13 protein-coding genes, 1 pseudogene and 2 CRISPR repeat arrays are annotated in these 20,466 nt (G+C 65.1%); of the genes and pseudogenes, 3 read left to right on the top strand and 11 right to left on the bottom strand.

The window, feature by feature from the left end; genetic code table 11:
* Positions 1–18: 18 nt before the first annotated feature.
* The 3 genes from csy3 to H6927_03815 all read left to right on the top strand — a co-directional run bounded on the left by csy3 (position 19) and on the right by H6927_03815 (position 3,848).
* Entirely contained in the window at positions 19–1,044 is a 1,026-nt protein-coding gene (csy3, locus tag H6927_03825; protein MCP5217217.1) for a type I-F CRISPR-associated protein Csy3, read from the top strand.
* Between the two features lie 5 nt (positions 1,045–1,049).
* A complete protein-coding gene (cas6f, locus tag H6927_03820) occupies positions 1,050–1,625 on the top strand; it encodes a type I-F CRISPR-associated endoribonuclease Cas6/Csy4 (protein MCP5217216.1) in 576 nt (191 codons plus the stop codon).
* A gap of 129 nt (positions 1,626–1,754) precedes the next feature.
* Positions 1,755–2,563: a CRISPR direct-repeat array (repeat unit 28 nt; unit sequence GTTCACTGCCGTGTAGGCAGCTCAGAAA).
* Between the two features lie 62 nt (positions 2,564–2,625).
* Positions 2,626–3,848 (top strand): IS3 family transposase gene (locus tag H6927_03815; protein ID MCP5217215.1). Its coding sequence is split into 2 segments (ribosomal slippage): positions 2,626–2,893 and positions 2,893–3,848, totalling 1,224 coding nucleotides; the frame shifts between segments, so codons are not numbered across the junction.
* A gap of 69 nt (positions 3,849–3,917) precedes the next feature.
* Positions 3,918–10,374: direct repeats of the CRISPR family, unit length 28 nt; unit sequence GTTCACTGCCGTGTAGGCAGCTCAGAAA.
* Between the two features lie 52 nt (positions 10,375–10,426).
* Here the strand turns inward: H6927_03815 and H6927_03810 are convergent.
* The 11 genes and pseudogenes from H6927_03810 to mnmG form a co-directional block, all read right to left on the bottom strand.
* A pseudogene (locus H6927_03810) lies at positions 10,427–10,873 on the bottom strand (BON domain-containing protein).
* A 64-nt stretch (positions 10,874–10,937) separates the two neighbouring features.
* Positions 10,938–12,077, bottom strand: a complete 1,140-nt coding sequence (locus H6927_03805) for a peptidoglycan-binding protein (protein ID MCP5217214.1) — start codon at positions 12,075–12,077, stop codon at positions 10,938–10,940.
* 49 nt (positions 12,078–12,126) lie between these two features.
* Entirely contained in the window at positions 12,127–12,831 is a 705-nt protein-coding gene (locus H6927_03800; protein MCP5217213.1) for a methyltransferase domain-containing protein, read from the bottom strand.
* A gap of 110 nt (positions 12,832–12,941) precedes the next feature.
* A complete protein-coding gene (locus tag H6927_03795) occupies positions 12,942–13,772 on the bottom strand; it encodes a sterol desaturase family protein (protein MCP5217212.1) in 831 nt (276 codons plus the stop codon).
* Between the two features lie 40 nt (positions 13,773–13,812).
* Positions 13,813–14,352 carry a midcut-by-XrtH protein gene (locus H6927_03790; GenBank protein ID MCP5217211.1) on the bottom strand — a complete coding sequence of 180 codons (540 nt, stop codon included), beginning with the start codon at positions 14,350–14,352 and terminating at the stop codon, positions 13,813–13,815.
* A gap of 152 nt (positions 14,353–14,504) precedes the next feature.
* Entirely contained in the window at positions 14,505–15,542 is a 1,038-nt protein-coding gene (locus H6927_03785) for a ParB/RepB/Spo0J family partition protein (GenBank protein MCP5217210.1), read from the bottom strand.
* A gap of 27 nt (positions 15,543–15,569) precedes the next feature.
* Entirely contained in the window at positions 15,570–16,133 is a 564-nt protein-coding gene (locus H6927_03780; protein MCP5217209.1) for a serine hydrolase family protein, read from the bottom strand.
* 55 nt (positions 16,134–16,188) lie between these two features.
* Complete coding sequence (locus H6927_03775) at positions 16,189–16,974, bottom strand: ParA family protein (protein ID MCP5217208.1); 786 nt, start codon at positions 16,972–16,974, stop codon at positions 16,189–16,191.
* Positions 16,975–16,981: 7 nt separating this feature from the next.
* Complete coding sequence (locus H6927_03770) at positions 16,982–17,599, bottom strand: LysE family transporter (GenBank protein MCP5217207.1); 618 nt, start codon at positions 17,597–17,599, stop codon at positions 16,982–16,984.
* Positions 17,600–17,677: 78 nt separating this feature from the next.
* On the bottom strand, positions 17,678–18,334 hold the full coding sequence (rsmG, locus tag H6927_03765; GenBank protein ID MCP5217206.1) for a 16S rRNA (guanine(527)-N(7))-methyltransferase RsmG: 657 nt from the start codon (positions 18,332–18,334) through the stop codon (positions 17,678–17,680).
* Positions 18,331–20,298: a tRNA uridine-5-carboxymethylaminomethyl(34) synthesis enzyme MnmG gene (mnmG, locus tag H6927_03760; protein MCP5217205.1), complete on the bottom strand. Its 1,968-nt coding sequence runs from the start codon at positions 20,296–20,298 to the stop codon at positions 18,331–18,333. The genes rsmG and mnmG overlap by 4 nt, the downstream gene beginning before the upstream one ends.
* Between the last annotated feature and the right edge of the window lie 168 nt (positions 20,299–20,466).

The following is a 20,466-nucleotide window of genomic DNA, read 5'->3' as shown; positions in this document are numbered from 1 at the left end:
TTTTGAAGGATTGACACCATGACCGACAAACTCACCACCGCTTCCGTCCTGGCCTTTGAACGCAAGCTGGACCCTTCCGACGCCGTGTTCCACGCCGGCCGCTGGGAAGACCGCGCCCAATCACACGCCTGGCAGCCCGTCACCATCAAGCCGAAGTCGGTGCGCGGCACCATCAGCAACCGGCTCAAGGCCAAGGAGCAGGATCCCGCCAAACTCGACGCCGCCATCGAAAATCCCAACCTGCAGACCGTGGACGTAGCCGCTTTGCCGGCTCAGGCCGACACGCTCAAGGTGCAGTTCACCCTGCGCGTGCTGGGCGGCGCGGGCACGCCATCGGCCTGCAACAGCGCGGCTTACCAAGCCAAGTTGCTGGCCACGGTGCAGGGCTATGTGCAGCAGCACGGCTTCGGCGAACTGGCCCGGCGCTATGCGGCCAACCTGGCCAATGGCCGCTTTTTGTGGCGCAACCGCGTGGGGGCCGAACAGGTGGAAGTGACCGTGGAGCAGATGCAGGACGGCCAGGCCGCAAAAACCTGGTCTTTTGATGCCCTGACGCTCAATACACGGGCGGTAGGCGCTATCAATACCAAAGCAGAAGGGCTGGAGGAATTGGGCCAGGCCATTGCGGCCGGGCTGGCCGGGACGGCCCATGTGCTGCTGCGGGTGACGGCCTTTGTGCGCCAAGGCGCGGGGCAAGAGGTGTTTCCGTCGCAAGAGCTGATCCTGGACAAAGGCAGCGCGGGCAAGAGCAAGACGCTGTATGACGTGAACGGCGTCGCCGCCCTCCACTCGCAGAAGATCGGCAATGCCATCCGCACCATCGACACCTGGTACGAAGGTGCCGAAGAACTCGGCCCCATCGCGGTGGAGCCCTACGGCTCCGTCACCACCCAGGGCAAGGCCTACCGCCAGCCCAAGCAAAAAATGGACTTCTACACCTTGCTGGACAACTGGCTGCTGAAAGACCAGATGCCCCCCGTGGAGCAGCAGCACTTTGTGATGGCGGTGCTCATCCGTGGCGGCGTGTTTGGCGATGCGAGCTGATAGCCATGACCACGCACTACATCGACATCACCCTGCTGCCCGACCCCGAGTTCAGCCACGCCCACCTGCTGAGCGCGCTGGTCGCCAAGCTGCACCGGGCTCTGGTGCAGGGGAAGCACACAGATATCGGCGTAAGCTACCCGCAGCACATCAGCCGACCCCTGACCCGGCGCACCCTGGGCGCAGTGCTTCGCCTGCATGGCACGCCCGATGTGCTGGGGCGCTTGATGGAACAGGATTGGCTCAAAGGCATGCGAGACCACACACAGGTCAGCGCGCTACGTCCCGTGCCTGCCGACGCGCAACACCGCACGGTGCGCCGACGCCAGTTTAAAACCAACGCCGATCGCCTGCGCCGCCGCCGGATGCAACGTAAGGGCGAAACTGCCGAACAGGCTGCAGCCGCAATTCCTCTCACTGTGGAACGTCGACCTGAACTGCCATTTGTGCAACTGCGCAGCAGCAGCACCGGCCAACCGTTTTGCCTGTGCGTGGAACACGGCCCCCTGCTGTCGCAACCCGCACCGGGCCCCTTCAACGCCTACGGCTTGGGACACGAAGCCACCGTGCCTTGGTTTTGACCTTTTTTCACAGGGCTCGGGCAAAGCCTTGCGAATCAGGCACTTATGGGACACCCTAGAAACAAGGGTGTTCCAGCTTGTAGGGCATTTGCTCTTTAAAAATCAACAGGTTGTAAAGATTAACTTTCAGTTCACTGCCGTGTAGGCAGCTCAGAAAAAGATGGCCGGTCTGAGCCCCGACTTCTACAAGTTCACTGCCGTGTAGGCAGCTCAGAAAGTCACTCAAAGCGTCGAGAACTTCCCCTTCCCGTTCACTGCCGTGTAGGCAGCTCAGAAATGACCCCGCCCGCGTCCTGATCGCAGGCAACTGTTCACTGCCGTGTAGGCAGCTCAGAAACTGACCCGCTGATTGGCCAACCTCTGCGGCCATGTTCACTGCCGTGTAGGCAGCTCAGAAATGTCACGCGGCTCAGGTTTACGCCCTCCGAGAGTTCACTGCCGTGTAGGCAGCTCAGAAATACAACGTTGGCATTCGAGCGGCGCAGCAGTCGTTCACTGCCGTGTAGGCAGCTCAGAAAAACTCAAAACGCTGCGCCGTGCGGTTGACGGAGTTCACTGCCGTGTAGGCAGCTCAGAAAGTGGACTTCAGCGGTGACCGGCTGGCCTTGGCGTTCACTGCCGTGTAGGCAGCTCAGAAAAGGCGGCGTCCGGAACGATGGACAACATGGGCGTTCACTGCCGTGTAGGCAGCTCAGAAAGATGGCGAGCTGCTGCTGGTGGATGGTCAACAGTTCACTGCCGTGTAGGCAGCTCAGAAAATCAAGCGCAGGAAGCAGATTTGGGAGGCATTGTTCACTGCCGTGTAGGCAGCTCAGAAATGCGCTACGAAGCGGCCTACCCGCTGCTCGACGTTCACTGCCGTGTAGGCAGCTCAGAAAGACAGCGTTTACAAGCAGATCAAAGCGCTCGAGTTCACTGCCGTGTAGGCAGCTCAGAAAATGTGACGTGGAGTTGACCCGAATCCGTGGACACATCATTCTTTGTGTTCAAGGAGTCGCAAATGTCCAAAGTACGACCGCCGTACCCGGCGGAATTCCGCCAGCAGATGGTCGAGCTGGTTCGAGCCGGCCGCGCACCCGCGCAGCTCTCGCGCGAGTTCGGCGTCACCGCCCAATCCATCACCAACTGGGTCGGCCAGGCTGCCATTGACGAGGGCAAGCCTTTGCCCGGCAAGGAAGGCCTGACCACTGCCGAGCGGGAAGAGCTGGTGCGCTTGCGCCGGCAGTTGCGCCAGGTCCAGACGGAGCGCGACATCTTGGCAAAGGCTACGGCCTGGTTTGCGGGTCGCAGCGATGCGACTTCAACGAAGTCTTCGGACTCGTGATGGCAAACCAGGCCGACCTCCCTGTTCGCACCATGTGCCGCGTGCTCGGCGTCTCCGCCAGCGGTTTCTATGCCTGGCGTGAGCGAGCTCCTTCACAACGCAGCATTGCCAATGCCGTGATGACCGAGCGTATCCGCCAGATTCACAAGGAATCCTACGAGTCCTACGGCATGCCCAGGGTGCGCTTCGAGCTCATCGAACAAGGCGTGTGCATCAGCCGCCAACGTGTGGCGCGTCTCATGCGAGCGGCCGGCATTCAAGGCATCAGCAAGCGACGAGGGTTCACCGTGACCACCCATCGCGACAAGCGCCAGACGCCGGCCCGTGACCTGGTCAACCGGCGTTTCCATGCCAGTGGCCCGAACCAGCTGTGGGTAGCGGACATGACCTACGTGCCTACCTGGATGGGGTTCCTCTACCTGGCCGTGGTCATCGACGTCTGGAGTCGCCGCGTCGTGGGTTGGGCCATGGGCGAGCGCATGACTGCAGACCTCGTGCTCGCAGCGTTGAACATGGCGCTGGAGCAGCGCAAAGCCAAGGGCGTCATTCACCACTCGGACCAAGGAAGCCAGTACACCAGCCTGGCCTTTGGTGAACGGTGCAGACAGATGAGCGTGCGCCCTTCGATGGGAACGGTAGGGGATGCCTACGACAACGCCATGGCTGAGAGCTTCTTCGCCAGCCTGGAGGGCGAGCTCATCGAGCGCAACAGCTTCCAGAGCAAGGCGCAGGCCCGCATGGCGGTCTTCACCTGGATTGAAGGCTGGTACAACCCCCGGCGCCGTCACAGCGGCCTGGGCTACCTCTCACCCCTGAACTTTGAAAGGAACAACGAAGCCCTGTTTGATGTTGTCGAAGATGCCGTCGTGCATATCGAGACAACACCCGAAACGGTTTGAGAATCAAACCAATACCCGTCCACGAAAGTGGGTCAACTCCAGACGTAAGGCGGCGCAATGTCCTGCGGCGTTCACTGCCGTGTAGGCAGCTCAGAAAATGTCATCCAAGGAAGAGCTTGCCGTGATGGAGTTCACTGCCGTGTAGGCAGCTCAGAAAAAATTGCTGCAGCTCCAGCGTGGACTTGCGAAGTTCACTGCCGTGTAGGCAGCTCAGAAAGTGTTGTCCATGGCGAGCTGGCGGCTGATCTTGTTCACTGCCGTGTAGGCAGCTCAGAAAAAGGAAGAAGCCGCGCGGGTGGATGGCATCGCGTTCACTGCCGTGTAGGCAGCTCAGAAATCTCGGCCGCGTCGTTCATTGGCGGCACTTACGTTCACTGCCGTGTAGGCAGCTCAGAAAATTCGCAAGTCCACGCTGGAGCTGCAGCAATTGTTCACTGCCGTGTAGGCAGCTCAGAAAGACGCGCCAGCAGACGATTCAGTTCATCAACCGTTCACTGCCGTGTAGGCAGCTCAGAAAAATGCGTTCATCGCCGCCATCGTGCGCGAGGGGTTCACTGCCGTGTAGGCAGCTCAGAAATCTAAGCGTTTCCACACGCAGCGCCTGTTTCACGTTCACTGCCGTGTAGGCAGCTCAGAAATCTTTCAGCGACAGCTTCACGTCTTCGTCGCCGTTCACTGCCGTGTAGGCAGCTCAGAAAATCAACATGGACATTGGCAAGCTGGGCACGGTGTTCACTGCCGTGTAGGCAGCTCAGAAATTCCGCACTGCCGGCCGCGTCAGCATCAATACGTTCACTGCCGTGTAGGCAGCTCAGAAATTGGCGGACATGCCCATTCCATCCAGCGTGCCGTTCACTGCCGTGTAGGCAGCTCAGAAAAAGCTCCGGCGTTATGCACCGTGGGCAGGCCCGTTCACTGCCGTGTAGGCAGCTCAGAAATTCGGTTGCTCGGGCACGTAGGCGGCGAGGTCGTTCACTGCCGTGTAGGCAGCTCAGAAATGACGTAGTGGCGCAGGCGCGGCCGGCGCTGAGTTCACTGCCGTGTAGGCAGCTCAGAAAACGTTGCGCGGGCCGAAGTAGTAGCACCAGTAGTTCACTGCCGTGTAGGCAGCTCAGAAAGCTTTGGGTGCGGCATGGGGGCAATTGAACCATGTTCACTGCCGTGTAGGCAGCTCAGAAAATCAGCGCCTTGGAGAACCGCGACAGCAGCCGGTTCACTGCCGTGTAGGCAGCTCAGAAAAGAATCACAAAACCATGTGATTTTGTCTGGTATGTTCACTGCCGTGTAGGCAGCTCAGAAATGCAGGGCATCCTCGATGGCGCGCTCGAAACTGGTTCACTGCCGTGTAGGCAGCTCAGAAAACGGTGGATCATCACAGCCTGGTGACGGCCAAGTTCACTGCCGTGTAGGCAGCTCAGAAATTCGAGAATTTTCATGCGGCCTCCATTTCGGCGTTCACTGCCGTGTAGGCAGCTCAGAAATCCATCCACGGACAAGGCTGCGAATCGGCCCCGTTCACTGCCGTGTAGGCAGCTCAGAAATGATCGCACCCGCACCGCCGCCCACATCAGCAGTTCACTGCCGTGTAGGCAGCTCAGAAAGTCCCGCGACGCCGAGGTCGGCGAGTACCCGGGTTCACTGCCGTGTAGGCAGCTCAGAAATGGACACCTGGGCGCAGGTGACGCCCGGAGGCGTTCACTGCCGTGTAGGCAGCTCAGAAACGTCGTAGCGGGCGTGGGTGGTGAAGATGAGGTGTTCACTGCCGTGTAGGCAGCTCAGAAAATCCGCCGGCTCGGTGTCGCCGGTGTTGACCACGTTCACTGCCGTGTAGGCAGCTCAGAAAGGCCAGTGGTGGCTGTCCAGCGACAACCCCAAGTTCACTGCCGTGTAGGCAGCTCAGAAAACACAGATGGACGCCGGCCGCCGCGCCGGCAAGTTCACTGCCGTGTAGGCAGCTCAGAAATTGAGGGTGGCGCGACCGGCGGCGTCGGCCTCGTTCACTGCCGTGTAGGCAGCTCAGAAAGCGGTGCGCGGCGCTTTCCAGCAGTCCATCGCGTTCACTGCCGTGTAGGCAGCTCAGAAATGAAAGACGGCCAGGACGTGCAGAACCGGCGCGTTCACTGCCGTGTAGGCAGCTCAGAAACGATCACCCGGCGGTTGTCGGTCTGGTGGATCGTTCACTGCCGTGTAGGCAGCTCAGAAAAGCAGGCTGATGGCGCTGGCGCTGGTGTTGGTGTTCACTGCCGTGTAGGCAGCTCAGAAAACGCCGCAGGACACGTGGGCCTTCACGCTGGCGTTCACTGCCGTGTAGGCAGCTCAGAAACTCTGATGACGGCTCACAAGCTGTACAAAGAAGTTCACTGCCGTGTAGGCAGCTCAGAAAAACGCAGGGCGCGGGACGCACGGCTTTGGCGAGTTCACTGCCGTGTAGGCAGCTCAGAAAAAGCGTGCCCACGCCGCTGTTCGAAATCAAGGGTTCACTGCCGTGTAGGCAGCTCAGAAAGACGTCGAGCTGCAAAAGAGCGCCACGCACGTGTTCACTGCCGTGTAGGCAGCTCAGAAAGAGGACTACAGCACGGACGACAAGGGCAAGCTGTTCACTGCCGTGTAGGCAGCTCAGAAAACAGCGGTGCAGCCGGTGTAGTCGTCGGCCGAGTTCACTGCCGTGTAGGCAGCTCAGAAATTGTCGCATGATCCAGGAGAGCTCTTCGACAAGTTCACTGCCGTGTAGGCAGCTCAGAAACGCAAGACGCCTCGGTTATCGTCGCGCTGGAAGTTCACTGCCGTGTAGGCAGCTCAGAAATTTAGCAGCCGTTGGCAGTCGTCGCGATCCAGGTTCACTGCCGTGTAGGCAGCTCAGAAAGTCAAGGTCATGGGCGTGGCCGCCTCCGCTGCGTTCACTGCCGTGTAGGCAGCTCAGAAAAGCGACCCAGGAATGACCAGCGTGTTGACCAGGTTCACTGCCGTGTAGGCAGCTCAGAAATTGGCCAGCGGGGTTGAGTGACATGAGCGTGAGTTCACTGCCGTGTAGGCAGCTCAGAAAAGCTGGATCGCCCGCGCTGGACTTGATTTCGCGTTCACTGCCGTGTAGGCAGCTCAGAAAAGGTCGGCGATGGCGATCAGGTCGCGCCAGGGCGTTCACTGCCGTGTAGGCAGCTCAGAAAACTGCGCGCCGTTGCGCAGTACATCGAGCATCGTTCACTGCCGTGTAGGCAGCTCAGAAATTTGCCGCGGTGGACGCCTCCAGCGCTGCGGCGTTCACTGCCGTGTAGGCAGCTCAGAAAGATGGAGCGCCAGGCTTTGCGCATGGCCTTGGGTTCACTGCCGTGTAGGCAGCTCAGAAAACCGTCGATGCCGACGGCGACAACTTCGGATCGTTCACTGCCGTGTAGGCAGCTCAGAAATGGCCGCCGGCGCTGGACGCACGTTCGGCGCGGTTCACTGCCGTGTAGGCAGCTCAGAAATTCACGCCCTCGCACATCACCGCGATCCAGCTGTTCACTGCCGTGTAGGCAGCTCAGAAATTTTGCGGGCTTGATCATGTGAGCGGCGGTGCGTTCACTGCCGTGTAGGCAGCTCAGAAATTTGAAAAAGTCATCTGCTCTTGCTCTTGCTCGTTCACTGCCGTGTAGGCAGCTCAGAAATTCGTCGATATTGCGCGGCAGGCCGACGATCCGTTCACTGCCGTGTAGGCAGCTCAGAAAAGCTTCAGCAAAAAGATCGGCGGCCCCAACGAGTTCACTGCCGTGTAGGCTGCTCAGAAAATCGCGTAGCGTCCGACGATGCCGACCACACCGTTCACTGCCGTGTAGGCAGCTCAGAAATTGGCACCATCAGCGCTCTTGAGAACCGGGACGTTCACTGCCGTGTAGGCAGCTCAGAAAATCATCGCCGCCGGGCAGCGCCCGACCGAGGTGTTCACTGCCGTGTAGGCAGCTCAGAAAACCGTCAGCCGGATCAAGAACGAGCGGCTGGGGTTCACTGCCGTGTAGGCAGCTCAGAAAGTGCAGGTGCTGGTGCCGTGCGACGAGCCCAAGTTCACTGCCGTGTAGGCAGCTCAGAAATGGTCGGATGGCAGCAGATCGTCGGCAAAGCCGTTCACTGCCGTGTAGGCAGCTCAGAAAACCGAGCTGGCCGCCGTCAAGGTCGAGCCCGTGTTCACTGCCGTGTAGGCAGCTCAGAAAATGCACGCGCTGGTGCTGCACGGACGCACGCGGTTCACTGCCGTGTAGGCAGCTCAGAAAGGCGGCATCGTGCGCCTGACCGCGGCCCTGATGTTCACTGCCGTGTAGGCAGCTCAGAAATGCTGGCCGAGCTGCGCGAGACCAAGGAGATCGTTCACTGCCGTGTAGGCAGCTCAGAAAGATCCCGGCCTGCTGGCCGAGCTGCGCGAGACGTTCACTGCCGTGTAGGCAGCTCAGAAAATGGACCTGCTGCGCGACACCGTGGACATGAGGTTCACTGCCGTGTAGGCAGCTCAGAAATTGGACGCCGACGCGGTGGTGGCCATGGACTGGTTCACTGCCGTGTAGGCAGCTCAGAAAACGGCCGCGCCATTGGCAAACAGCTTGACGTTGTTCACTGCCGTGTAGGCAGCTCAGAAAGACCTGGCACAGAAAATCACCGGCGCCCAGGCGTTCACTGCCGTGTAGGCAGCTCAGAAAAGGATCAGGAGCACGGTCACCGCGAAGATCCTGTTCACTGCCGTGTAGGCAGCTCAGAAAAAGCCACGGCGCACCCGAGGCAATCGACCTCGGTTCACTGCCGTGTAGGCAGCTCAGAAAACCGCCGCGAACCCATGAAGTTGCCCCATCATGTTCACTGCCGTGTAGGCAGCTCAGAAATGGAAATGTTCGGCGACGGTGCCTGGCATGTGGTTCACTGCCGTGTAGGCAGCTCAGAAAAACTGCGCGTTGAAATCCAGCCCGTCCAATGCGTTCACTGCCGTGTAGGCAGCTCAGAAAAGTAGCCGCCGGCCAGCATGGCCAGGCCCAGCGTTCACTGCCGTGTAGGCAGCTCAGAAAAGCGCGCCGGTGTCGGGCGCGGCGCCCTCCACGTTCACTGCCGTGTAGGCAGCTCAGAAAGTGCCGAGCAACTGATCGAACTTTGCCAGCGCGTTCACTGCCGTGTAGGCAGCTCAGAAAAGGTCATGAGCGGCTGGCCGGCGTGCACCAAGGTTCACTGCCGTGTAGGCAGCTCAGAAAACCCAGGCCAGCGCCGACGCGCGCACTGCGGCGTTCACTGCCGTGTAGGCAGCTCAGAAAAACGACACCACTGACTTCCCCTGAGTGCCACGGTTCACTGCCGTGTAGGCAGCTCAGAAATCAACCTCGACGTAGCGCGCACGCACCTGCGCGTTCACTGCCGTGTAGGCAGCTCAGAAATACCAGCTCGTGGAGTCCGGAGCCGCGCAGGCGTTCACTGCCGTGTAGGCAGCTCAGAAAATTGGGCGGAAACGCCGCCGTGCTGACCGTCCGTTCACTGCCGTGTAGGCAGCTCAGAAATGTTGCTTGTCTCGATCGAGCGACGCAAGCGTGTTCACTGCCGTGTAGGCAGCTCAGAAAAAGCGCCGGATGATCACGTGACCCGCCGGTTAGTTCACTGCCGTGTAGGCAGCTCAGAAATCGGTCGGGCGCTTGAAATCGAGCGTGTGCTCGTTCACTGCCGTGTAGGCAGCTCAGAAAGTCCCAGGTGCGCGCCAGGATTTGGTAGCGCCGTTCACTGCCGTGTAGGCAGCTCAGAAAAGCACCGTCGGCAGCGCCAGCTACAGCACAGCGTTCACTGCCGTGTAGGCAGCTCAGAAAATATAGGCTCCAAGGTCCTCTCCGTCGTAGGTGTTCACTGCCGTGTAGGCAGCTCAGAAATGCGAAGAGCTGCGCCCCGATGTGGCGTGGCAGTTCACTGCCGTGTAGGCAGCTCAGAAACTGCTGGACGATGTTCAGTGTTTCTGCCTGTTCGTTCACTGCCGTGTAGGCAGCTCAGAAATCGGATGGAAAGCCAGGTAGCTTGACGAGCACGTTCACTGCCGTGTAGGCAGCTCAGAAATGGTTCCTGCTGCGGCGCAAATCGGGCGACAGGTTCACTGCCGTGTAGGCAGCTCAGAAAAAGGACGCCACACCATGCCCATTTATCGAATCGTTCACTGCCGTGTAGGCAGCTCAGAAATTCCGTCACGGCGCCTGATCGCCCCGGTTCACTGTTCACTGCCGTGTAGGCAGCTCAGAAACCAAGAAATCGGCTGTGGGTGCGTGCAGAAATGTTCACTGCCGTGTAGGCAGCTCAGAAACACACCATGCCGGATGGCAGGGCGATGGCGCCGTTTACTGCCGTGTAGGCAGCTCAGAAAATCCGCACCGCCGATGCCCAGTCGCAGTCCGAGTTCACTGCCGTGTAGGCAGCTCGGAAATTCACGCCACGGATAAGCCACGAGCCCATGGCGTTCACTGCCGTGTAGGCAGCTCAGAAAGCGCACGGCAAAAAAAGTTCAGGCAAACGCACGTTCACTGCCGTATAGGCAGATCGATGTTTTTCTTTTCATCGTGCCCCCCGTTGGGCACTGGCGCCCGGGTCTTACCCAGCACATACAACTGGTTGACGACCCCCATCACGTCGTCGACCAGGCCCACCGACTGCACCAGCAAGCGGCCCTGCTCCACCGACCGCACGCAGCCTTTGAGCGTGACGATGCGGCGCTGGCCCAGCACCCACACGCTGGTGTCGGCAAAGCGCGGATCGTACTGGATGTACTTTTGCACGCGCGGGACGATCTCGGCGTCGTACTGGTACGAATTGGGCAGGCGGCAGCGCCCCGAGGTATAGCAACTGGTGCCGTGCTGGGTGCGCTCGTGCTGCTGTTCGCGCACGTCCTGTTCGGTATAGAGCGGCCCCTCGGGTACGGGGCAGTGGGCGATGGCCGCCGTGGCCTGCACGAAGGGGTCGTCGAAGGCGTTGGTGCGGGCCGAGGTCGCCGGCCCGTCGGCGTGGGCCGCGGTCGCCAGGCACAGGGCCAGGAGGAGCCAGCGCATGGTGCTCGCCCGTCGGCAGTGGCCTGCGGCAAGAGGGATGGGGATGGGGCCCTGCCCCACCCGCTCACTTGCCCGCCAGCACGTCCTGCGTGGCGGCGTCCAGCCGGCCGCTGGGCTGCAGGCCGTTGTCGCGCTGGAAGGCGCGCAGCGCCGCGGCGGTGCGCGGGCCGGCGCTGCCGTCGGGGGTGCCCACGTTGTAGCCCAGCTCGTTCAGGCGCGCCTGCGCCTCGCGCATGGACAGGGCCTTGCCGCCCTGGCCGGGGATGGAGGTGCGCGAGGGGCCGGCGCCGCCATCCACGCCCAGGCGGCCGCCGCCGCCCAGGCCCTGGCCTTGCACCGACTGGGCCTTGTAGTTGCGCAGCGCGACGACCATCTGGTTGTAGGCGTCCATGAAGGCAGCCGAGATGACCTTGCCCTGCGGCGTGTTCTGGTAGCCGCCCAGGCCGGCGCCGGCGCCGCCGCCAAACAGCGCGCCCATGCCGCCGAAGTCGGTCTTGGAGGCGCTGCCCTCGGAGGCCGCCACCTGCACGCCCGAGCGGTTGTCCACCAGGGTCAGCATGACGCTGGCCTCGCGCGTCTTGGTGCCGGCGGCCACGGCGCCCAGCACGGCCCCGGCGCCGCCAAAGAACCCGCCCAGCGCGCCGCCGACGCCGCCGGTGTTGCCTTCGCTGAAGATGATCTCGGGCGACATGCCGTAGTCGGAGGCGACCATCTGGCCGCCGCCCATCTGGCTGCCCTGGCGCATCTGGCCGGACTGCATCAGCTGGCGCTCGCGGTTCATGGCGTTCATGCCGGCGGCGCCACGCTCGACGACGACGAAGCAGTTGGATTGCTGGACCATCAGGCGCAGCAGGTTGGAGGTGGGCGGCAGGTGGTACTGGCCGGTCAGGATGGTGTACCAGCCGGCGGACTGGTTCTCGACCAGCGAAACCGTGCCCAGGGGCGAGGCGCAGCGCTCGAGCGCGCTGTTGGCGTTGGCGGCGCCCGCGCCGGCGGCGCTGCCGGTGGCCACGGTCTTGGCGTCCGCGCTGCCCATCTTCAGGTCGGTGGTTTCGCAGCCGGCCAGGGCCAGGGCGGCCAGGATGGCGGCGGTGCTCAGTGCGGTGCGCTTGATCGTCAACACGGGGAAATCCTCCAGGTTCGAGATTGTTGGGATGGGAACTGGTTTGCCGGGCGCTGCAGGGCGCGAAAAGCGGGCGCCCATGATATCTGCATGGGTTTGCGGAAGATAGTGCGGCTTACGCTCTAGTCCATCACGCCGACAGCGCATGCCCCAGCACGTCCACCCGCGCCGGCGGCAGGTTGGCCAGCACGCGCTCGCGGCGCTGGCACACCAAGCCGGCCTGCTGCCAGGGCGAGGGGCCGTGCAGCGCGTAGGTGAACTGCAGCAGCCGCCCGCCAGGCGCCAGCACCTGGGCGCCGGCATGCAGGATGCGCTGGCGAACGGGCGTGGGGATGGACAGCAGCGGCAAGCCGGAGACGATGTGCTGCACGCGCACCGGCGCGGCGGGGCCGTCCAGCTGCGCCAACAGCGCCGGCAGCTCGGCCGCGTCGCCGTGCAGCACGTGGATGGCCGGAAAGCGCTGGCGCAGGTGGGCCGCCAGGCGGTCGGACTGCTCGACCACGGCCAGGCGCTCGGGCGGCACGCCGTGCGCCAGCAGTGCGGCGGTGATGACGCCCGTGCCGCCCCCCAGCTCCACCACCCAGCCGCCGGCCGCCAGGTCGACCTGCGCGGCCATGCGCGCGGCCAGGTGCGGCGAGCTGGCGCAGATGGCGCCCACGGCCAGGGGCTGGGCCATCAGCTCGCGCAGGAAAAGCGAGCGCGGCGAACGCGACACCGCGCGCCGCATGCGCACCACGCCCGCGCGGGCCTTGCGCACGGCGCTGACCGGGCGCACCGCCAAGGCGCGGGCCAGGGCGACCATTTCAAGCGGTGGAGGAACGCGGCTGCGGGGCATGGTGTGGGGCGACAGGACGCCGCGGGTCGGCGAGCGCGCAGCTTACACCGTTGCGGTGCCCGCCCGCCATCGAATGGGGCCCGCCCCGGGGCCGCACATGCAAGCGACTGTCACGCTCCGTCCCGGGCGGCGCGGGGCCGGGCCGGTTCGGGCGCCGACCTTGCCGGCGCGCCGAACGGCGCACGCAGCAGGGCCGCCAGCGACTGGTTGCGCTCGTCGCGCCCGCGCTCCAGCCCCATGGTGAGCTGGCGCCCGCCGTCGACCGGCACGGGGCTCGCGCTGCGAAACAGATGGTCGAACAGCGGCAGCACCGTGGCGTAGTTGCTGTCGGTCTGCGGCTGATACGCACTGTGGTGCACGCGGTGGTAGGCGGGGGTCACGACCAGCCCGCGCAGGCCGCGATCCAGCCAGGCCGGCAGGCGCAGGTTGCCGTGCGACAGCGTGGAGACGGCCAGCGCCACCAAGCTGTAGGCCAGCACCGCCAGCACGGGCGGCGCCAGGGCGACCAGCAGCGGCAGGGTGACGAGCGCGGTGAACAGGCTCTCCAGCGGGTGGTGGCGATGGGTGGTGGTGGCGTCCAGCTCGACGTCGCTGTGGTGCACCGCATGCAGGCGCCACAGCCAGGGCACGCCGTGCGACAGGCGGTGCAGCGCGTAGGCCAGAGCCTCCATCAACAAAAAAGTAAGCGCCCACTGCGTCCAGACGGGCACACCCCAGTGCGCCAGCAGCCCGCCGCGGCTCGGCTGAACCCCCAGCGCCCCCGCCACGGCCCAGAACAGCAGCGGCGTGGCCACGGTGGTGCCCATGGCCAGCACCGACAGCCCCAGGTTGCGCGCCCAGCGCCGCAGCGGCGCGGCGGCGGCATGCAGGGGCGCCAGCGGCTCCAGAAAAAGAACCGCCGCCATGCACAGCACGGCGGCGCCGAGGTAGAGCTGGATCATTCAAGACACGCTGCGCCAGGGGACGTGCGCAGCAGCCCCGTCACTCCGGCATTTCCAGCATGACGTAGCACGTGGCGCCAGCCTGCACGACCACGCCTATATCGCACCGGGGCGTCTCGTCGGGGTTACCCCAGCTCAGAGACTCAGACGTGAGACGCATGCCCGTGATCTTTTGTGCAACCCCGGACGTATTCATCACGGGCACCGCCACGTTCGTGTCGGTCACTTCCACCGTGCCGCCGCCGGCCTGGTCCATGCTGAGCGTGGCAACCCCCTTGGCCTGAACCGATTGCACCCAGTGGCCGCCGATCAGGCCCCCGGCCAACAGGCCGCCGCCCAGCAGCAGATGCGTCAGCAGGCGCCCGTTGACTCGCCCGCGCAGGGCGCGGTAGGCCACCACCGCCACCAGCAGCGCCAGCAGCAGCAGGGACCATTCGCCCAGGGTGGGCACCGAGCTTGCTGCCGACAGCGGGCCGTAGTCGATGATCCCGGTGGGAGTGCCGGCCCAGACGCTGGGTGCGAGGCCCCAGGTGGCCAGCGCGCCGGCTGCCGCCAGCCCCCTGCGCAAGAAATGTCGCATCATGGTTCACCTTCCTCTTTATCGTTGTCGAAACGCCGACATTTTGGGCAGCAGTGTTGCTTAAACGCAATAGGCCAAACAGCCATTGGAGGCACCCGGATTGCGCCTTGTCTTGTGGCAGCAACACAGCACCCGCGCCGGGCAAACCGCCCTCAGCTCCCGCGCAGGCGCTCGATCAGACCGTTCAGCTCGTCCAGCGAGGCGAACTGGATCGCCAGCTCGCCCGCCTGGGCGCCAGCGCCGCCGCGGCGGCCGGCCTTGCGCACGCGCACCTCGACCTGGGCCAGCAGCAGGTCGGACAGCTCCTCCTCCACCCGGCGCACGTCGCCCGACTTGTCGGCCGGCTGCGCGCGCTTGCGCGGGGCGGTGAGGTTGAACTCGGCCGACAGCTTGCGCGCCAGCGCCTCGGCCTGGCGCACGTTGAGCTTGCGTGCGGCCACCTGGTTGGCGGCGGTGATCTGCGCCGCGCCGTCGAGCGCGAGCAGCGCGCGCGCGTGGCCCATGTCCAGGTCGCCCGCCATCAGCATGGTCTGCACCGGCTCGGCCAGGTTGAGCAGGCGCAGCAGGTTGCTGGCGGCGCTGCGGCTCTTGCCCACGGCCTGCGCGGCCTGCTCGTGCGTCAGGCCGAACTCCTGCACCAGGCGGCGGATGCCCTGGGCCTCCTCCAGCGGGTTGAGGTCTTCGCGCTGGATGTTCTCGATCAGCGCCATGGCGGCGGCGGCCTCGTCGGGCACCTCGCGCACCAGGGCGGGCACCTCGCTCAGGCCGGCCAGGCGGGCGGCGCGAAAGCGGCGCTCGCCGGCGATGATTTCGTAGTCCACTCCTAAATTTGGAGCGTTTCGCGCTTGTTCATTGCGGGCCAGCGGTTGATTTAACTCGCCGATTGCAGCACCAGCCGTCGCAGGGGAGGGCCCCTGCGACTCGTCATAACGGCGCAGCCGACCTGGTTCGCCGCGAAGGCGGCGAACCAGGATCGGCTGCATGATGCCCTGCGCCTTGATGCTCTCGGCCAGCTCGTAGAGCGCGCCCTCGTCCATGCGGGTGCGCGGCTGGTACATGCCGGGCGCAAGCTGGTCGAGTGCCAGCATCATGGGGGTGCCGGCGGGCGTGGTGGCGTCCGAGGCCTGGGTGGCGGGGCCCAGCAGCGCGTCCAGGCCGCGGCCCAGGCCCTTGGGTTTCTTGGTCACCATGGTGAATGCTCCGATGGAAAGGCTCGTTCAGGGGGTGCCGGGCGATGCGGCCAGCGCGCGCAGGGCGTGCAGCCCCTCGGGCCAGTCGCCCAGGCCGGAGTCGGCGTTGAGGTGGCCGCGTGCGCCCAGGTCGTGCCAGGCGGCGCCCCAGTCCTGCGCCAGCTGCCGGGCGTAGCCCAGGTTGGCGTAGGGGTCGTCGCTGCTGGCCATGACCAGGCAGGGAAAGGGCAGGCGCTGGCGCGCGGGCGGCGCCCAGCCGGGGATTTGCTGGCGCAGGTCGGCGCGCTCGATCTCGGGCGGCGCCGCCAGCAGGGCGCCGGCCACACGGGCCGTCTCGCGCGAGTGCGCCGCCCACCAGGCCAGCAGCAGGCAGCCCAGGCTGTGCGCGGCCAGCAGCACGGGGGCTGGCTGCGCCAGCAGCACCTCCTGCAGCCGCGCCGTCCAGTCACCGCGCAGCGGGCGCTGCCAGTCGTGCTGCTCCACGCGCGTGCAGCCGTGCAGCACCTCCCAGCGGCTTTGCCAGTGGCCGGGGCCGCTGCCCAACCAGCCGGGCAGCGTCAGCACGTGGGGAGACGCCTGGTCATCTATCATTTTGATAGCTGTTGACGCTTGACCCACGCGGGCAAGATGGCCATTGGACCCTGAATCATGCCCTAAGGCCACGCGCCACCAGCTCCTCGGCAAAGGCGACGAAGGCCTTGCTGCCCTTGGCGGCGGGGTCGAACACCACGCCGGGCAGGCCGTAGCTGGGCGCTTCGGCCAGGCGCACGTTGCGCGGGATGATGGCGTCGAACACCTTGTCGCCGTAGTGCGCCTTGAGCTGGTCGCTGACCTGCTGCTGCAGCGTGATGCGGGCGTCGAACATCATGCGCAGCAGGCCAATCAGGCGCAGGTCGCGGTTGAGGTTGGCGTGCACCTGGCGGATGGTGTTGGTCAGATCGGCCAGGCCCTCGAGCGCGAAGTACTCGCACTGCATGGGCACGATCACGCCCTGCGCGGCGCACAGGCCGTTGAGCGTGAGCATGCTCAGGGACGGCGGGCAGTCGATCAGCACGAAGTCGTAGTCAGCGCTTACTTGCGCCAGCGCCTCCTTCAGGCGGCGCTCGCGGCGCTCCTCGCCCACCAGCTCCACCTCGGCGCCGGCCAGCTCGCGGTTGGCGCCCAGCACGGCGTAGCCGGCGCCGGCCTCCTTCAGCCTGTCGGGCACCACGGCGGCCTCGGCGATGGTGGCGGATTCGAGCAGCACGTCGTACACCGACAGCGCCATGGCGCGCTTGTCCACCCCCGAGCCCATGGTGGCGTTGCCCTGCGGGTCCAGGTCGACCAGCAGCACGCGCTGGCCGATGTGCGCCAGCGCGGCCGCCAGGTTGACCGTGGTGGTGGTCTTGCCGACGCCGCCCTTCTGGTTGGCAATGCAAAAGATTTGAGCCATCGGGGGTTCAGTGCGAGGTGACCAGCTTGACGCCGAAGCCGATCAGGAACACGCTGGCCAGCCTGCGCAGCAGGCTGCTCAGGCGGGCGCTGGCGCGCAGGCGCTCGGCGAAGCGGTGCACCAGCAGCGACTCGACGACGCCGTACAGCAGCGTCAGCACGGCGGCGGTGACCGCCAGGGCGGCGAAGGTCACCATGCCCTGCTGGCGTACCGGATCGATGAACAGCGGCAGAAAGGCGACGTAGAACACGATCGCCTTGGGATTGAACAGGGTGATCAAAAATGCCTGGCGAAAGTGCCGCCGCGTGGGGGGCGCCGCCACCGCCGCGCCCTCGTCCGGACGCATGCGCCACATGCGCACGCCCAGCCAGGCCAGATAGATGGCGCCCACCCATTGCAGGGCCGAGAAGGCCATCGGGTAGGCGTGCAGCAGCGCCGCCACGCCGCCCAGGGCGCAGCCGATCAGAACCTGGTCACCCACCATGACCCCCAGCGTGGCGGCCAGGCCGCCACGCATGCCGTCCTGGGTGGCGCCGGTGGCAATCACCAGGTTGCCGGGGCCGGGGATCATCAGGAACAGCCAGAACGCGGCAACAAAGGCGGCGTAGTCGGTGATGCCAAACATGCTTGGGTTTTCTCGGAGATGGGTGTCGAGTTTACGGGACTTTGCTGCCAGGCCGAATGCGATCTCGCCCCGTCGGTTTCACGTGGAACACGTCGGCCGCATCCACACCAGGCAACGCTCGGCATCCAGGCCGGGCACCTGAAGCTGTTCCACGTGAAACACCTCGGCCCACGCCGGCAGGGCCGCGATCTCGTCGTCGGGGCGTTTGCCCTTCATGGCCAGCCAGACGCCCTGCTCCGCCAGCGCGCCGCGCGACCAGGTGACGAAGTCGGCCAGCGAGGCGAAGGCGCGCGAGGCGACGACGTCGAAGGGCTCGTGCACCGACTCGACACGGGCATGCCGCCCCGCCAGATTGCCCAGGCCCAACTGGCCCGCCGCCTGTTGCACGAAGGCCGCCTTCTTGGCCACCGCATCCACGCAGGTCACGGTCACCTCGGGGCAGCACGCAGCGATGACGACGCCCGGCAGCCCGCCGCCGCTGCCCACGTCCAGCAGGCGCGCCGGCCGGCCCTGGGTGTGGCGGCGCAGCGGCGCCACCACGGCCAGGCTGTCCAGCAGGTGGTGCGTCAGCATCTGCGCCGGGTCGCGCAGCGCCGTCAGGTTGTAGACGCGGTTCCACTTGGCCAGCAGGTCCAGGTAGGCCAGCAGCCGAGCCTGCATCGCATCGTCCAGCGACAGGCCGAGTGCCGACGCGCCGGCGCGCAGCTGCGCCAGTCGGTTATCCGGCTCGATCATGCCGCGCGCTCATCCATCGGGGCCGACTGCAGGCCACCTTTCTTCTTTAAGTGGATCAGCAGCAGGGACACGGCAGCCGGCGTGACGCCGGAGATGCGCCCGGCCTGCCCCAGGGTCTCGGGCCGGTGCTTTTGCAGCTTTTGCCGCACCTCGATCGACAGCGCGCCCACCTGCATGTAGTCCAGGTCGGCCGGCAGCCGCAGCGCCTCGTGGTGCGCGGCGCGTTCCACCTCGTCGCGCTGGCGGTCGATGTAGCCGGCGTACTTGGCGGCAATCTCCACCTGCTCGATGACGTCGTCCAGCGCATCGCCCAGTGTTTCACGTGAAACATCGCTCGCGGCGTAGCGGCCACCGTCCAGACTCATCAGCGCCGCATGGCTCACGCCCGGCCGGCGCAGCAGGTCGAACAGATTGTGCTCGTGCTCGATGGCCTTGCCCAGCACGCGTTCGGACTCATCGGCCGGCAGAATCTGCGGATTGACCCAGACCGACTTCAGGCGCTCGGTTTCACGTGAAACCGCGTCGCGCTTGCGGTTAAAGGCGTCCCAGCGCGCGTCATCCACCAGCCCCAGGCGCCGCCCCGTTTCGGTCAGGCGCATGTCGGCGTTGTCCTCGCGCAGCTGCAGCCGATATTCGGCGCGGCTGGTGAACATGCGGTAGGGCTCGGTCACGCCCTTGGTGATCAGGTCGTCCACCAGCACGCCCAGGTAGGCCTCGTCGCGGCGCGGCAGCCAGGCCTCCTCGCCCCGGCACAGCAGCGCGGCGTTGATGCCGGCAAACAGCCCCTGGGCGGCGGCCTCTTCGTAGCCGGTGGTGCCGTTGATCTGGCCGGCAAAGAACAGGCCGGCGATCTGCCGCGTCTCGAAGCTGCTCTTGAGCGCCCGCGGGTCGAAGTAGTCGTACTCGATGGCGTAGCCCGGCCGCAGGATGTGCGCATTCTCCAGCCCCGCGATGCTGCGCACCAGCTGGTACTGGATGTCGAACGGCAGGCTGGTCGAGATGCCGTTGGGATAGACCTCGTGCGTATCCAGCCCCTCGGGCTCCAGAAAGATCTGGTGGCTGTCCTTGCCGGCAAAGCGGTTGATCTTGTCTTCCACGCTGGGGCAATAGCGCGGCCCCACCCCCTCGATCTTGCCGGTGAACATGGGGCTGCGGTCAAAACCCGAGCGGATGATGGCGTGCGTGCGCTCGTTGGTGTGCGTCACCCAGCACGGCAGCTGGCGCGGGTGCATGTCCGCCCGGCCCATGAAGCTGAACACCGGCATCCGCGCGTTCTGCCCGCCGGGCATGCCGTCGCCGGGCTGCGCCTCGCAACGGCTGAAGTCGATCGTGCGGCCGTCCAGGCGCGGCGGCGTGCCGGTCTTCAGGCGCCCTTGCGGCAGCTTGAGCTCCTTCAGGCGCGCCGACAGGCTGACGGCAGGCGGGTCGCCCGCGCGGCCGGCCTGGTAGTTGTCCAGCCCGACGTGGATGCGCCCGTCCAGGAAGGTGCCGGCCGTCAGCACCACCGCCCGCGCCCTGAAGGCAATGCCCACCTGCGTGACGGCGCCCACCACGCGGTCGCCCTCCAGCAGCAGGTCGTCGACGGCCTGCTGGAACAGCACCAGATTGGGCTGGTTCTCCAGCCGGCGGCGGATGGCGGCCTTGTACAGCACGCGGTCGGCCTGCGCGCGCGTAGCGCGCACGGCGGGGCCCTTGCTGCCGTTGAGAATGCGGAACTGGATGCCCGCCTGATCGGTGGCCAGCGCCATCGCGCCGCCCAGCGCGTCGACCTCGCGCACCAGGTGACCCTTGCCGATGCCGCCGATGCTGGGGTTGCAGCTCATCTGCCCCAGCGTCTCGATGTTGTGCGTCAGCAGCAACGTGCGCGCGCCCATGCGGGCAGCGGCCAGCGCCGCCTCGGTGCCGGCGTGGCCGCCACCGACGACGATGACATCAAAGGGTTCGGGGTGAACATAGGCCGTCACGGCAGAAGCTCCAGCAGCGCCCGGCCATCGCGACGCGGGCAAAGTGCTTATTTTATGAGCAAATCGACTTTCGCCGTTGTTCGATGCCCGCAAGCAGCTATTGTTTTAATAGTACCAATCTCACGGTTTTGCCCCCGCCGCGATCCCCGCCAATGAGGTCAGGGCCCT

The sequence above is a fragment of the Burkholderiaceae bacterium genome (assembly GCA_024235995.1).
Classification (GTDB): domain Bacteria; phylum Pseudomonadota; class Gammaproteobacteria; order Burkholderiales; family Burkholderiaceae_C; genus Ottowia.
This window is presented reverse-complemented; position numbering and strand designations above follow the sequence as displayed.